The sequence below is a fragment of the Streptococcus suis genome, assembly GCF_902702775.1.
GTDB lineage: Bacteria > Bacillota > Bacilli > Lactobacillales > Streptococcaceae > Streptococcus > Streptococcus hashimotonensis.
Genome location: NZ_LR738724.1, coordinates 2,162,519 through 2,175,318 on the forward strand (window position 1 = coordinate 2,162,519; position 12,800 = coordinate 2,175,318).

At 40.5% G+C, this 12,800-nt stretch carries 21 protein-coding genes; 4 read left to right on the plus strand and 17 right to left on the minus strand.

What is annotated here, in order from left to right:
* Positions 1-46: 46 nt before the first annotated feature.
* The 15 genes from GPW69_RS10830 to GPW69_RS10515 form a co-directional block, all read right to left on the minus strand.
* On the minus strand, positions 47-178 hold the full coding sequence (locus GPW69_RS10830) for a hypothetical protein (protein WP_269472429.1): 132 nt from the start codon (positions 176-178) through the stop codon (positions 47-49).
* Positions 175-423, minus strand: a complete 249-nt coding sequence (locus GPW69_RS10450) for a hypothetical protein (RefSeq protein WP_074391292.1) — start codon at positions 421-423, stop codon at positions 175-177. Before GPW69_RS10450 ends, GPW69_RS10830 begins: the two co-directional genes overlap by 4 nt.
* The gene (locus tag GPW69_RS10455; protein ID WP_074391293.1) at positions 416-787 is read right to left on the minus strand and encodes a replication protein; all 372 of its coding nucleotides are present in this window, start codon (positions 785-787) and stop codon (positions 416-418) included. Before GPW69_RS10455 ends, GPW69_RS10450 begins: the two co-directional genes overlap by 8 nt.
* Positions 788-856: 69 nt before the next feature.
* Positions 857-1,423: a hypothetical protein gene (locus GPW69_RS10460; protein WP_074391294.1), complete on the minus strand. Its 567-nt coding sequence runs from the start codon at positions 1,421-1,423 to the stop codon at positions 857-859.
* Positions 1,424-1,502: 79 nt separating this feature from the next.
* Positions 1,503-1,961 carry a hypothetical protein gene (locus tag GPW69_RS10465; RefSeq protein WP_074391295.1) on the minus strand — a complete coding sequence of 153 codons (459 nt, stop codon included), beginning with the start codon at positions 1,959-1,961 and terminating at the stop codon, positions 1,503-1,505.
* 419 nt (positions 1,962-2,380) lie between these two features.
* Positions 2,381-3,274, minus strand: a complete 894-nt coding sequence (locus tag GPW69_RS10470; protein WP_141668695.1) for a phage replisome organizer N-terminal domain-containing protein — start codon at positions 3,272-3,274, stop codon at positions 2,381-2,383.
* Entirely contained in the window at positions 3,261-3,542 is a 282-nt protein-coding gene (locus GPW69_RS10475; protein ID WP_074391296.1) for a transcriptional regulator, read from the minus strand. Before GPW69_RS10475 ends, GPW69_RS10470 begins: the two co-directional genes overlap by 14 nt.
* A complete protein-coding gene (locus GPW69_RS10480; protein ID WP_074391297.1) occupies positions 3,535-3,870 on the minus strand; it encodes a hypothetical protein in 336 nt (111 codons plus the stop codon). Before GPW69_RS10480 ends, GPW69_RS10475 begins: the two co-directional genes overlap by 8 nt.
* A complete protein-coding gene (locus GPW69_RS10485) occupies positions 3,867-4,052 on the minus strand; it encodes a hypothetical protein (protein WP_074391298.1) in 186 nt (61 codons plus the stop codon). Before GPW69_RS10485 ends, GPW69_RS10480 begins: the two co-directional genes overlap by 4 nt.
* A 10-nt stretch (positions 4,053-4,062) precedes the next feature.
* Entirely contained in the window at positions 4,063-4,266 is a 204-nt protein-coding gene (locus GPW69_RS10490; RefSeq protein WP_074391299.1) for a hypothetical protein, read from the minus strand.
* The gene (locus GPW69_RS10495; RefSeq protein WP_074391300.1) at positions 4,254-4,655 is read right to left on the minus strand and encodes a hypothetical protein; all 402 of its coding nucleotides are present in this window, start codon (positions 4,653-4,655) and stop codon (positions 4,254-4,256) included. The genes GPW69_RS10490 and GPW69_RS10495 overlap by 13 nt, the downstream gene beginning before the upstream one ends.
* 172 nt (positions 4,656-4,827) lie before the next feature.
* Positions 4,828-5,142, minus strand: coding sequence for a phage head closure protein (locus GPW69_RS10500; RefSeq protein ID WP_370695984.1), 315 nt, complete (start codon positions 5,140-5,142; stop codon positions 4,828-4,830).
* A gap of 11 nt (positions 5,143-5,153) precedes the next feature.
* Positions 5,154-5,807 (minus strand): Rha family transcriptional regulator, encoded by a 654-nt coding sequence (locus GPW69_RS10505; RefSeq protein ID WP_141668696.1) that lies wholly within the window; start codon positions 5,805-5,807, stop codon positions 5,154-5,156.
* A gap of 3 nt (positions 5,808-5,810) precedes the next feature.
* Positions 5,811-6,569, minus strand: a complete 759-nt coding sequence (locus GPW69_RS10510; RefSeq protein ID WP_079848510.1) for a BRO family protein — start codon at positions 6,567-6,569, stop codon at positions 5,811-5,813.
* A 15-nt stretch (positions 6,570-6,584) separates the two neighbouring features.
* Positions 6,585-6,785 carry a helix-turn-helix transcriptional regulator gene (locus GPW69_RS10515; protein ID WP_074391302.1) on the minus strand — a complete coding sequence of 67 codons (201 nt, stop codon included), beginning with the start codon at positions 6,783-6,785 and terminating at the stop codon, positions 6,585-6,587.
* A gap of 204 nt (positions 6,786-6,989) precedes the next feature.
* Between GPW69_RS10515 and GPW69_RS10755 the strand changes: the two genes are divergently transcribed.
* Positions 6,990-7,496: a helix-turn-helix domain-containing protein gene (locus tag GPW69_RS10755; RefSeq protein WP_232051804.1), complete on the plus strand. Its 507-nt coding sequence runs from the start codon at positions 6,990-6,992 to the stop codon at positions 7,494-7,496.
* Positions 7,497-8,100: 604 nt separating this feature from the next.
* On the opposite strand, the gene GPW69_RS10970 is transcribed toward GPW69_RS10755, so the two are convergent.
* The gene (locus tag GPW69_RS10970) at positions 8,101-8,208 is read right to left on the minus strand and encodes a type I toxin-antitoxin system Fst family toxin (protein WP_363316190.1); all 108 of its coding nucleotides are present in this window, start codon (positions 8,206-8,208) and stop codon (positions 8,101-8,103) included.
* Between the two features lie 211 nt (positions 8,209-8,419).
* Between GPW69_RS10970 and GPW69_RS10530 the strand changes: the two genes are divergently transcribed.
* The 3 genes from GPW69_RS10530 (at position 8,420) to recF (ending at position 11,204) form a co-directional block, all read left to right on the plus strand.
* Entirely contained in the window at positions 8,420-9,586 is a 1,167-nt protein-coding gene (locus GPW69_RS10530) for a tyrosine-type recombinase/integrase (RefSeq protein ID WP_074391303.1), read from the plus strand.
* 137 nt (positions 9,587-9,723) lie between these two features.
* On the plus strand, positions 9,724-10,107 hold the full coding sequence (yaaA, locus tag GPW69_RS10535) for a S4 domain-containing protein YaaA (RefSeq protein WP_074391304.1): 384 nt from the start codon (positions 9,724-9,726) through the stop codon (positions 10,105-10,107).
* A 2-nt stretch (positions 10,108-10,109) separates the two neighbouring features.
* Positions 10,110-11,204 (plus strand): DNA replication/repair protein RecF, encoded by a 1,095-nt coding sequence (gene recF, locus GPW69_RS10540; RefSeq protein ID WP_074391305.1) that lies wholly within the window; start codon positions 10,110-10,112, stop codon positions 11,202-11,204.
* 70 nt (positions 11,205-11,274) lie between these two features.
* Here the strand turns inward: recF and guaB are convergent, their stop codons facing one another.
* Positions 11,275-12,756 (minus strand): IMP dehydrogenase, encoded by a 1,482-nt coding sequence (gene guaB / locus GPW69_RS10545; protein WP_074391306.1) that lies wholly within the window; start codon positions 12,754-12,756, stop codon positions 11,275-11,277.
* Positions 12,757-12,800 lie beyond the last annotated feature (44 nt).

The following is a 12,800-nucleotide window of genomic DNA, read 5'->3' on the forward strand; positions in this document are numbered from 1 at the left end:
GTTTTATTCACAGAGTCGGTACAAGCGTGCTGGCTTTTTTTGTATCCTATTCGCCGTTATACCATTCATCTTTAATAATAACAGTATCATTTGTTTTTCTGTAGTGGTAAAAGATAATATCCCCTTGCTCGGCGTATCCTGCTAGCTTTTCCAGTCGTTTCTTTATTGATTTATTCATTCGTCATCTTCCACATAGTCAAAAAATAGAATATAGTTGCCTTCTCGTGCAATGTCACTAGCCACTCGGTGCGCTTCTTCCTCTGATTGATAAGTATAATTTACTTCAGTAAAACCCTTAGTATAATCTTGGTGCTTAACCTCATAATTTCCAGACTCTAGGGGAGTTATGAAAATAAGGCCTATTCCCTGTTGATTTGTTCGCTCTTTCAATTTTTCTAGTCGTCTTTTAATTGCCTTATTCATCTAATAACTTGGCCTCCAATACTTCCAACTGTTCAACAATCTCCACCGCCTCAACTGCCTTGTATGCTGTTGTTAGGATTGTCTGGGCTGATTGTACCCTAGCGTAAGGGCTAGCGGTCTCATCTTCCATGATGTCAGTAAGCACCTTGACCGCCCTAATACTTGCCACTTGTAAAAGAGCTGTCGCTTCTTTCAGTTGCTCGCTCCTGCGTTCTCGATAAACACGCTTAAAGGTTGCGCTCTTCAAATATTCGTAACCTGTTTTGCGCGTGATGTTGGATAGTTCAGACGCTTTTGCCACATTACCAGTCAAAAGTAAGTTAGCCAAAAAGGTCTCTTGTCGTTTGTTCAGTTTGTCGGTCATAATATCGTACCACCCCCTCTAATTGTTACTTTCTGTATATGCACGAAAAGAGCCCTGGGGCTCTCTTCACTATTCATCACGGCTGGCATATTGCCACAAGGCTTTAAACTCTCCCTCTGTGTCCAGACTTTTCAGTAAAGCCATAGCCTCGTCATCTACCACCTCTAGGTTGCTGTGCACGCCATTCACTGCCATATCTGGATAGTCATCATCTAGTACGCTGTCAGCAAGTTCCATAAACTCCAGCTCTAATCTGGCTGTTTTTTCCAGTAAGCTATCAAAGCTCTCTGTTTGTTTGAACTGTTCCACGCGCTTACGGATGTATTCTTGTTCAGTCGCTTGCTGTTGTTCGTATTCGTTTAAATCATCAGGATTGTTGTAGTAGTCCTTAAAACTATCACAAATACGCTGGAATACCTTAATAAGGTCATCATCTTCCACGTACTCAACTGCTAATTGGTTATGAACTCCGCCCTGTCCGTCATTGTGGTAGCTGACTTCAATAACTGGCTGATCATAAGTTCCTGTCATATAGCCCATAAGCGCGTGACCTGCAACTTGTGCGGTGTCAAAGTCTTTGAATGTGTAGTTGAATGTGAATGTGTTTGGTGTATCTGAAAATGTTTTGTATGTCATGTCTTTATTCTCCCTAGTTGTTTGATAAATTTGGAAAGTTTCCTTATTATTTCGGCATCATCGGTCACGGTGTCGCCTCCTACTGCATTGCTAATAGTCCACTGACTGCAATATCTCGGATAAATTGGCTTTCCTGCTCTGCCGTCATATTCGGGTTGCCCTTCTTGACTTCCAACAACAGTTCTGCCAATTTGTCACTATCTGTCTGATATACCAGTTTCTTGACTGTATTCTGGAAGTGTAGTTCTAGATTTTCAATCATTGCTTCCATGCGGTCTGCAGTCTGAAACAAATTATTGACGTGATAAGCAATTTTGGCGATTGTAGCAAAGAACTTCGCCCGAGTATCTGGATGTTTGTAGAGTTCGTAAACATTCAAAGTCACGTCCTCAGCCGCAATACGATTCCCGATTTCTAAAAAGTTCTTATAGTCTGCTTCGTTCAGTTCTTCAAAATCCATGGCCATAAACTCAGCCCTTCGTTGGTCAAGTTCTGCGATGTCTTTTTCTGCTTGCTCAAAAAAATCTTGTTCGGTCATATCTATATCCTCTTTTTGTCATTTACTTATTTTTTTTACAATCCGCTTGTGTTTCCCATAAAATAATTTGATTTCCATGTTTTTTCCTCCATTTTTGGTCAGACCCCTGATACTTTTACAGGGGTAGCCACAGACCCCTGATACCGATAAACCCTTGATTTTACTGGTTTGGTACAGGGGTACAGGGGGTTACAGGGGTTTTCTTATATACATTTACTATTTTTTTGTTTTTGTACTAATTTTATATATGTATTTTATGTCTTAATTTTTTTATTTTTCTTTTTGTCCTATAGTAACCTATGTATACCCCTGATACCACTAAACCCTTGATAATACTGGGGTTTACCAAATGCCAACCAATTGCCAACCAAATGTCCGCATAGGTTAGGTAAGGATAGGAGAGGAGAGGAGAGTGTAAGCTAGATTAGGTCTTCGGTCTCCTCCTCAACAGATAGGTTTTGGAATTTTTCCCAATCTTCAATGGTGTATACATTCTCTTTTTCCAGATTCTGCAAAGACGTAGTAACATAAGCAACCGAATCAGCTCCATGAAGCCCTGCTCGTTTGTATATCTCTTTAACTAATAATCTATCGAACTTGTTCAACCTTTTCTTTATGGTGTTTATTTCATAAGTATCTGGTTCACGATTGAAAGAGTAATATGTTAAACCTGCTATGAATTCTTCGTCAGTTGCATCTATCAGAAATTCATCACTCATAACATCAACAGAATAACCAGTATTAGACAAAGCCATTTTTACAAATGATGGTGATGCTTCGTCAAAATCAAAGATATAGTTTTTTTCTTTTTTTGACTTTGACTCTGCTTCTAATTCTATCTCTATCTCTTTTTTTGACTCTATCTTTGATTCTATCTCTGACTCTATCTCTGTTGGACACGAGTTGGAATTTGTCAAAGATTTTTGGACATTGTCCAAACTATCTTTATTTTGTCGTTGTCCACGTTTGTAACTTGCCCAGTTTGTTTCACTCATAACCATTGCTTTGGCTTGTGTTAGTTCTGCGTTTTTGTCTTCATCAATCTGAATCAGCCCACATTTTGTAAAATATTCTATGGTCATTTCCATGTCTTCTTCAGAAACATCTAGTTTCAATGCCAATTCATCTTTGAGGTTATCAAAATAACCCTCATAGTACAAGATACAATCACTGTCAAGGCTTTCCAGTAGAAGACGCATGTATATTACTGTCATTGCGTAGCCATTAGGGGTTGTCTTTAATTTCTTGATAAAAATATTGTCAAAGAATTTCTTATCAATCTTTAACCAGAAATATACCTTAGTTTTTGCCATTGTCCACTCCCAAAAATATCAAAATATCACTGACCCTATAGAAGATTTTTCTAGTATCCTCTAGCGGTGGTTGGTATCGTCTCAGTCCGTTATCCTCCCAACGCTTCAGGGTCTTGTATTCGACATCTAGCTCATCTTTTATCTGCTGGGCAGTGATTAGCCCAAGTAACCTTGGTTTGACCTTCTCACGCGCATCCAAGTACTTACCAACCATATCCAGCAAGCCGTGAGTTAGATCCTGCTCGCTCTCTCTGCTTAGGCTAAACATCTCGGTACTTCCTCCAATCTTCTAAGTCAGCAGTCAAAAGCGCGTGTATACGCTTGTGTTCCTGGTCGTATTGCTTTTGGAGTGGTAGCACCCCTGCAAGTCGTTCCACTTCATTCTGGGGGATATAGTAGCCTCCTAGCTTGTTATCACGTCCGCCACATACTGGAATACCATAATCAACTATAAGCTGGCGTATATGCTCCCGAATGGTTCGGATGTCCAAGCCTGTCAGCCGTTCAATATCTGTCCCCGTGATAGGCAATTCCATTCCAAGCGGTAGTAGCTTGAAAACTTTGTATAGGTGTGGTGGTAGTTGGTTTTCTGTCATGCTTGCACCTCCAGCAGATTCATCCAGTCAATGATCCATTGCTTTTTCTCTTCTTGGGAAAGTGTCAAAAAGCGTTCTTCTTCCTCTTTAGGTATTTTGTTCTCTATGATGCCAATGATAAGCCCATAGAGTGCTGGGCGTTTTTCTTTGATTTCCTCAAGTATCTGGTCTAGTTTGTTCATGTTTGTCCTCCTAATTGTAGTATCTGCCCTGTGATTGAATATAAGCCCCATAGTTCGCATTTGTCAGCGGTCTGGTATCTTTACCCTCGGTCTTGATTTTAGGCTCTATATCAAGCTGAAAAGTGCCTAAACCAACGCCAAACCATAGAACCATGTTCAGCGGTGTAAAAATCGCTAGTAGGGTCAAAGCTGTTTCGATTGTCATTTCTTGCATGTCTTAGCTTCCTTTCTGGACAATTTTTTCATATGCTCAAAATCTTGTAAAGCTAGTTTCAAATACCACATCGGATTACCTGCCCCTACATTATCCTCGTAACCAGCTTTCAAGAGTAGCATCCTAGTATGTTCAATTCTTGAAACGAAACTATTTAAAGCAAGTTCAATTGCTGTCAAATCACCATATGGAACTCGAACAACATCCTCGTGAAAGTATTTCAGCATGATGCCGGTTAGATAGTGCAATGTCCATCCTGTTTCATGATCTAGCTGATATACTTTGCTGATAACAGCTTCCAGCTCTTCCGATATTGCAGCCTTTACTGGTGCATATTCATTGCTAGATGCTTCAAAATGGATTATCGTATCTCTGCTACTATCTTTCATGTGTTTTTACCTCGTTTTTTAATCTGTCTGGTCAAAGTGTCCTAGATATGCTATAATCTAGCTATAAAACATTTACTAAAACCCTTACGGCTTGCCTGCTTGTAATTTGTGTTTTAGTTCTTGGTTGAAAGGCTCTGCGGTGTGGTTATTGCTAAGCCTTTTTTGTTGTGTATTATTCTGCAGCTGTCGTTTTCACTAAAATGTAGCCCCTGTTTGCGTGGTCAGTTTCTAGTTCAATGATTTTGTAGGCTGTGCCACGGTGTTCAACGTACATAGAATTATCAAACGGCGGATGTGGATGGTAACGGATGCCAAAGGTTTTGGTAGCCTTCCCGCTTTCAAGTCCTGATGCTGTTTTGAAATCTCTGACACTCGAACTTGACACCTCTGCCCAACAGGAATATACGTCTGTCCGTATGCTGTCTACAACTTCGCCATCTTCGTTCTGCCCTGCAGTTCTGGAAAAAAATGTGATACGCTCGTTCATTCTGCTAGTGTTCACTCTGTACTGTCCTTTCTTGTTCTCACGCGCCTGCTGGTGCGTTTTTTAATGGTCTGAATACCATTTGTCTTTATGTCTTGGTAAGTCATGCCAAGGTTAATCATAGCGATTGCCATGTCTTCTAGTGCCTGGTATCTGATTAGTTCTTGACTGGTTAGGCTGTCAATGCCTGTCAGACCTCCACGTTTTGCCACTAGCTGACGTTTGTTCATACCTGTTGTTCCCTTTAGCAAAAGATTCGTAACGGTGCTGTGCGCGTGTCTGGGTCTCGCTTCCCAGTTCTCTATGCTGTCGTGCAAAGTTTTCCGCTTAGGCTTTTCCAGTGCCCTCTGGTAGCGAAAGGCTGCTACCTCATCCCGCATCTCGAAGAATGCTTTGACTAGGTTTTCCTTAAAGTTTGCGACTTGCTCGGTATTTTTTAAAAACGTGATTAGCAATGTTGCTTGTTGTTCGTTTAGAATATAATCTTTTGACTGTTGCCCACTCTCCATAGCTTGGATTTTAAATCCAACCTTTCCGAAACGTTCAAAGCGTTCAAGATTTTTTCTGATTATACGTGTAACAGTGTGGTGTTGCACCTCTGCACATTCTGCCACTATGCTACTCAATGTATACGGCTCTTTCCGTCCGTCCATGTAGACTAATTCCATTGACTAACCTCCAATCACTGACACTAGCTTAGCCACTCGCTCAAGACCTGCGGTGATGTCTGCTAGATTGTCCATTTCCTGCACCTCAGCTATCTTATTTTTGATATAAGTTAAGTCGCTGATACCTGGTAAGGACTGAGTTGTCGGTTGGTCCTGAATGAGTTCGCCCTGCATGTAGTAGCCTTGTGTTCGGATTTCTTTTAAGATTTGCTTGACTGCTTTTCGGAATTCCTTAGCTTTTGGTTTGCTTGAACGCATAAGCACTTCATATAGTCCGTACTCGGTTAAAAACCACATCGTCTGCCCGCTACGAAAATTTTTCGTAGTACCTTCTAAAGGTGTACATTTTACTTTTTCATCGTCGTCTACTTTCCTCAACATCGCCTGTACATCATAGTAACCTTGACTTGTCTTTGTATACTCAATCATTTCAGCTACTTCTCTAGCCATGAATAATGGATTTTCAAAATCACCGTAAACATCTAGCGGGTGTCCGTGAAAATTATCCGTGTGGATAACTTGTAAATAGCGACTGCGGTCGTTTGTTTCATCAAAAATACTTACCTGTGTTGTCATGTTCAGTTTAACCTCTCTATAAAGTTTATTCAGCTTCTGTCTGCTCTTTGGGCTAGGGATGTTCTTCCCCTGCCACCATTTGCCGACTGTCCTAGGGTCTGTTCCTATTCGTTGACCAATAGCCACAAGATTCAGCCCGTAGCCATTGCGTAGCTCGTCAATGACTTTACTGTAGTTTCTCCTCATTGCTTGCTTACCTTTCTAGCTGTAAAATAGTTCGTCAATGGTGATGTCTGGCTTAATTTCCGCGACAATGGTCTTGAGTGCTCTTTTTTCCTTGTCATTAAATGGAGTCTTGCCTGTTTCTTTGTTGTTGTATGACTGCAAAGAAATATCTAGCTTGTCCGCCATAGCTTGCTGGGTTAGCCCTAACATGACACGGTAGCCTTTGAGTTTGCTCATGCCGTTCTCCTTTCTTTGAAAAATCCCCCTCCATAGATTGAAAGTGTGAAAGGTCGTGGAGGGTGTATGCGCAATTTTATTGTGCTTGATTTGAATGATACACAATAATTCTATTCTTGTCAACTATTTTTTGATAAAATACACAAAAAAAGTGTACTTTTTTCAAATTATGGTATATAATCGCTTTTGAAAGGTCGTGAAATTATGAATAGATTGAAAGAATTAAGGCAAGAAAAAAAGCTATCTCAGAAAGAGTTAGCTAAAAAAATTGGTGTGCATTATAGAACTTTACAAAATTGGGAAAACGGAGAGAGCCAAATCAAACCAGACAAAGCCCAGGCACTTGCTGACTATTTTGGGGTAAGTGTTGGGTATCTGTTGGGGTATGAAACAAACCCTAAAAAATATGACGATGAACTTGTTCTCACAAATCCTCGAACTAGCAGAATATTTACTCACTCATACAAACAGGAAAAAGAAAAAGTAAAAGATGCGTTCGGTAACTTTGTATTAGAAAATTCACTTTTACTAACTGACCAACAGATTCAAGCATTTTCTTCCATGATTGCTGACTTACATATAGGGGCTGACTACAAATATTTTGGTCAATCAATACAAAAAGATGGACTATTTGAGCCTGTCGCTGACCTTGACGGCGTGCTAGAACAAATGAAAAAAGATGGCTACAATTCCATTTTTCCCGAAGACTAACCCACGCACCTAGGAGCCTCCCAGGCACGTTCAAACACTCCTCTGGTATATTTACCCTGCAAGGAAATTCTTCAACATTGAAGAATTCGGAACTGCATAGCGATGTGGTAGAGGGCTGTGTTTCCCAAATCTGACAACGTTGTCACATTTGGAAATTCTTTAGCTACTTTCATCGTTCGACTAGGTAAAAGTATCTAACTCAGGGGCGTTCTGGTGGGCTGTGGGGAGTGAAAAAAGTTACGATTTGTTACGAGTGAAAAAAGTCCTCATTTGTCCGCATTAAAAATGTTAGCTTTTGTTAATAGCTGAAAAAAGTAAGGTTTTGTAAGGTTGTATATTTTAGCAATTTGTCAGCGCGTGATACTATCATCGTCCAAGGAAGTAAAATACTGTATAATGCCAGTCTATTTTGATACTATCCTACGTTTCTCGCATTCTAGGGCAGTAAAACGCAACATAATGCCGTTAAACCATTTGACAACTGAATAAAGGGGTGCTATACTTGGGGTAAGATGATGAAAGGATTTCACTTTGACAAGTAAGTCCAAACAAAAAGCCCCCAACGGTCCGAACGTTGAGGGTTTTTATTTTGCCCCGAAAGGCTTTACTTGTTGCGGTTGTTTAGCCAATACTCAAACAATGCTGTTAGAATACCAACCAACAAAGGCAAAAGAAACGTGATGATGATGGTTTCATTTGACAAGTAAATCACCTCCCTTCAATAAAATCCGGGGGCTTGTCTATCATATCAGAATATTATCCACCCTGTCAAACGCTCCAAAACGCCCATATTCGCATTTTAATCTTGACCGATATATTTTACCCTACTAAGCCAAAATAAACGAAAATAGAGCTATTCTCGTGGCTTTACGCATGATATAAAACCTTTACGGCTTGCCTGCTGATGATAGAAAGGGAATATCATGAAAATAACTGAGGTAAAAAAGAAAGATGGTAGCATTGTCTACCGTGCCAGTGTTTACCTAGGAGTAGATGCCATCACTGGTAAGAAAGTCAAGACTAATATCACGGGCAGGACCAAGAAGGAGGTTAAAAACAAAACTCAGCAAGCTATTGCAACTTTTAAAACAGACGGGGCAACACGCTACCAAAGTGCCACCACAACCAGTTATAAAGAGTTGGCAGAATTGTGGTGGAATAGCTATAAGCACACAGTAAAGCCAAATACCCGTGGGAATGTCAAAGCACTGTTAAATAGGCACGTCATTCCACTATTCGGAGCCTATAAGCTCGATAAACTGACGACCCCACTCCTCCAAAGTATCGTCATCAAATTAGCAGACAAAACAAATACAGGGGAAGCTGGTGCCTGTCTGCACTATGACAAAATCCACGCGCTGAACAAACGTATATTGCAATACGGTGTTGTTATGCAAGTTCTGCCATACAATCCAGCTCGGGAAGTCATATTGCCCAGGAACGCAAAAAAAGCCACTAGGCAGAAAGTTAAGCACTTCAACGATAAGCAACTTAAGCAGTTTCTTGACTACTTGGACGGCTTGGACCTATCTAGGTACAGAAACCTCTACGAAGTGACTTTATACAAGTTTCTATTAGCCACTGGTTGCCGTATCAATGAGGTGCTGGCACTGCACTGGTCAGATATTGACTTGAACAACGCCACGGTCAGCATCACAAAAACACTAAACCGCTACGGATCAATCAATTCCCCCAAGTCAAACGCCAGCATACGTGATATAAACATCGACGGGCAGACGGTAGCCATGTTGAAAGAGTACAGACGGCGACAGATACAAGAGGCTTGGACCCTCGGACGTTCTGAAACGGTAGTATTTTCCGACTTTATCCATGACTATCCTGAGGATAAGACCCTAGGGAACAGGTTGACCACACGCCTGAGGAATATCGGACTGCCTAACATCGGCTTTCACGGTTTCCGCCACACGCACGCTAGTTTGCTGCTTAACTCCGGAATACCCTATAAGGAACTCCAGCATCGCCTTGGTCATTCCAGAATATCAATGACCATGGACATCTATAGCCACCTTTCAAAAGAGAGGGCAAAAGATGCTGTTACATTTTATGAAAAAGCTCTCGGGAATCTTTGAGGGTGTACAAAAAGGTGAACAAATTCAGTTTACAGGACTTTACAGGACTGTAAAAGTCCTTGATACGACTGGGTTTTCAGCACATAAAATCAGAAACATACCATTTTGTGATATAATATTCTGTAACGAGGTGACTTATGGAATTTAAATTATTTGATGACTACATCACATTACAAGCATTATTAAAAACGACTGGTATTCTCCATTCAGGAGGGGCCATTAAAGGATTTTTAGAAGAAAATACCATTCTTTTCAATGGAGAGGATGAAAAAAGACGCGGTAAAAAAATCCGTGTCGGAGATGTTATCACACTCCCAGACCACAACACCAGCATCACAATCGTCGCACCTAGTGCAGAAGAAATACAGCAACACCAAGAAGATCAAACTGAAAAAGAACGTGTGGCTGCAATCGTTAAAAAGTTAAATCAAGAAAATAAAAAGAATAAGAAACAGGTAAAAACTCCTAAAAAAGCAACTAAAAAGACTGAAAGAAAACCTGTTCGTTTCCCTGGTATGTAGACATGTGGCTAGAACGATTAGAGTTACAACATTTTCGCAATTACAACCAATTAGATATTGAGTTCCACAAAGGGCTCAATGTCTTTTTAGGCGAAAACGCCCAAGGAAAAACCAATATTCTAGAATCTATCTATGCTTTAGCTTTAACACGAAGTCATCGAACACGGACAGATAAGGACCTACTACAGTTTCAAGAAAAGGAATTATCTATTTCGGGTTTACTCCATCGCGCAAGCGGTAAAGTTCCACTTGACATTCACTTGACAGATAAGGGGCGAGTGACCAAGGTCAACCATCTCAAACAAGCAAAACTTTCTAATTACATTGGACATATGAACGTCGTCCTATTTGCTCCAGAAGATTTACAGCTGATAAAAGGTGCCCCTGCTTTGAGAAGAAAGTTCATCGATGTCGAGCTCGGGCAAATCAAACCACTCTATCTCTCTGACCTATCGAATTATAACCACGTTTTAAAACAAAGAAATACTTACCTCAAATCTACAGATAAGATTGATGAGAACTTCCTATCCGTGTTAGATCAGCAACTTGCTGAATATGGTAGTCGTGTTATCCAACATCGTATTGACTTTCTAAAGAAATTAGAGGAATTCGGAAATAGAAAAGTTCAAGATATTTCAGATAAGAGAGAGGAACTAACTATCGAATATCAATCCTCAATTAAGTTTACTAATTCTGTCAATTTAATTGACATATTCTTGACGGAATTGGAAAGGTGTCGCAAACGTGATTTATTTAAGAAAAATACAGGAGTTGGACCACATCGAGATGATGTAGCTTTCTTTATAAATGGAATGAATGCCCATTATGGTAGTCAAGGACAACACCGCAGTCTCGTTCTGTCACTCAAACTGGCTGAAATCGAGCTGATGAAAGAAGTCACACGAGAGTACCCAATTCTACTCTTAGATGATGTTATGAGTGAGCTGGATAATAATCGTCAAATCAAGCTACTAGAAACTATTACAGATACGATTCAAACATTTATTACAACGACCTCTTTAGACCATTTACATAAGCTACCTGATAGTTTAAAAATCTTCCATATTGAGTCTGGTAAGGTTACTGAGTCAGAATAAGATTGTTTACACTATTGTCAATAAAATTTACAAAAAAGTAAAGACCCTGTCAAGAGGGTCTTGTTTTTGTTTACTGTACTGAATAGTTTGGAGCTTCGTTTGTAATTTGAACATCGTGTGGATGGCTTTCTTTCAAACCAGCACCTGACATTTCGATGAACTGAGCATTTTCATGCAATTCATTCAAGTTACCAGCACCTACATAACCCATACCTGAGCGAAGTCCACCAACCATTTGGAAAATCATATCTGCAACAGAACCTTTATAGGCTACACGTCCTTCAATTCCTTCTGGAACAAGTTTATTGGCTTCATTTACAGATGCTTGGAAGTAACGGTCTTTTGAACCTTGTTTCATGGCAGCGATAGAGCCCATACCACGATAGGTCTTGAACTTACGACCTTGGAAGATTTCTGTCTCACCTGGTGCTTCATCCGTTCCTGCAAACATAGAACCAAGCATAACGGCATGACCACCCGCAGCAAGTGCCTTGACAATATCTCCAGAATACTTGATACCACCGTCAGCGATAATGGTTTTACCATATTCACGCGCAACACCAGCTGCATCATAGATAGCTGTCACTTGTGGTACACCAACACCTGCAATGACACGTGTTGTACAGATTGAACCTGGGCCAATACCGACCTTGACAACATCAACACCAGCTTCATAAAGAGCACGAGCTCCTTCAGCTGTGGCAATGTTGCCGGCAATCAAGGTACGAGTTGGGAAGTGATCACGGATTTCTTTGATCTTACGAAGAACACCTGCTGAGTGACCATGAGCTGTATCGATGACAATCGCGTCTGCACCCGCTTCAAAAAGGGCTTCTGCACGTTCAAAAGTATCTGATGTGACACCAACAGCACCCGCAACCAAAAGACGACCAAATTCATCCTTCGCAGCATTTGGGAACTCAATGACTTTCTCAATGTCTTTGATAGTAATCAAGCCTGACAAACGACCATTTTCATCAACCAATGGCAATTTTTCAATACGATGCTTGTGAAGAATAGCCTCCGCAGTCGCAAGGTCTGTTCCAACTGGCGCTGTTACCAAAGCATCGCTTGTCATGTTGGTAGAAATTGGCTGTGAATAGTCGGAAATGAAACGCATATCGCGGTTGGTAATAATACCAACCAATTTACGATTTTCCAATGTTTCAACGATTGGCACACCTGAAATACGATAAGTTGCCATTAATTTCTCAGCCTCAGCAATGGTGTGTTCTGGTGTTAGGAAAAATGGATCGATAATGACACCATTTTCAGAACGTTTTACCTTACGCACCTCATCTGCCTGCTCCGCGATAGACATATTCTTATGGATGACACCCAAACCACCTGCACGTGCCATAGCGATAGCCATTTTGCTATCTGTTACAGTGTCCATGGCAGCAGAAATAATCGGAAGATTAAGGGTCAAATTTGGTGCTAATTGTGTTTTTAAATCAATATCATGTGGTAAAACATGACTTTCAGCCGGAATAAGTAATACATCATCAAAAGTAAAGCCTTTTTTCAAAAATTTAGTGTCCCAGTTTGACATTTTCTTCCTCTTTTCTTATTTATGTGTAGCTTGATTGCTATTTG

Coding starts and splice junctions, on each gene's coding strand:
- recF (WP_074391305.1), top strand. CDS start 10,110: ATGTGGCTAGAACGATTAGAGTTACAACATTTTCGCAATTACAACCAA.
- GPW69_RS10495 (WP_074391300.1), bottom strand. CDS start 4,655: ATGAAAGATAGTAGCAGAGATACGATAATCCATTTTGAAGCATCTAGC.
- GPW69_RS10500 (WP_370695984.1), bottom strand. CDS start 5,142: ATGAACGAGCGTATCACATTTTTTTCCAGAACTGCAGGGCAGAACGAA.
- GPW69_RS10450 (WP_074391292.1), bottom strand. CDS start 423: ATGAATAAGGCAATTAAAAGACGACTAGAAAAATTGAAAGAGCGAACA.
- GPW69_RS10830 (WP_269472429.1), bottom strand. CDS start 178: ATGAATAAATCAATAAAGAAACGACTGGAAAAGCTAGCAGGATACGCC.
- GPW69_RS10530 (WP_074391303.1), top strand. CDS start 8,420: ATGAAAATAACTGAGGTAAAAAAGAAAGATGGTAGCATTGTCTACCGT.
- GPW69_RS10490 (WP_074391299.1), bottom strand. CDS start 4,266: ATGCAAGAAATGACAATCGAAACAGCTTTGACCCTACTAGCGATTTTT.
- GPW69_RS10505 (WP_141668696.1), bottom strand. CDS start 5,807: ATGGAATTAGTCTACATGGACGGACGGAAAGAGCCGTATACATTGAGT.
- guaB (WP_074391306.1), bottom strand. CDS start 12,756: ATGTCAAACTGGGACACTAAATTTTTGAAAAAAGGCTTTACTTTTGAT.
- GPW69_RS10755 (WP_232051804.1), top strand. CDS start 6,990: ATGAATAGATTGAAAGAATTAAGGCAAGAAAAAAAGCTATCTCAGAAA.
- GPW69_RS10480 (WP_074391297.1), bottom strand. CDS start 3,870: ATGACAGAAAACCAACTACCACCACACCTATACAAAGTTTTCAAGCTA.
- GPW69_RS10465 (WP_074391295.1), bottom strand. CDS start 1,961: ATGACCGAACAAGATTTTTTTGAGCAAGCAGAAAAAGACATCGCAGAA.
- GPW69_RS10485 (WP_074391298.1), bottom strand. CDS start 4,052: ATGAACAAACTAGACCAGATACTTGAGGAAATCAAAGAAAAACGCCCA.
- GPW69_RS10510 (WP_079848510.1), bottom strand. CDS start 6,569: ATGAGGAGAAACTACAGTAAAGTCATTGACGAGCTACGCAATGGCTAC.
- GPW69_RS10470 (WP_141668695.1), bottom strand. CDS start 3,274: ATGGCAAAAACTAAGGTATATTTCTGGTTAAAGATTGATAAGAAATTC.
- GPW69_RS10475 (WP_074391296.1), bottom strand. CDS start 3,542: ATGTTTAGCCTAAGCAGAGAGAGCGAGCAGGATCTAACTCACGGCTTG.
- GPW69_RS10515 (WP_074391302.1), bottom strand. CDS start 6,785: ATGAGCAAACTCAAAGGCTACCGTGTCATGTTAGGGCTAACCCAGCAA.
- GPW69_RS10455 (WP_074391293.1), bottom strand. CDS start 787: ATGACCGACAAACTGAACAAACGACAAGAGACCTTTTTGGCTAACTTA.
- GPW69_RS10460 (WP_074391294.1), bottom strand. CDS start 1,423: ATGACATACAAAACATTTTCAGATACACCAAACACATTCACATTCAAC.
- yaaA (WP_074391304.1), top strand. CDS start 9,724: ATGGAATTTAAATTATTTGATGACTACATCACATTACAAGCATTATTA.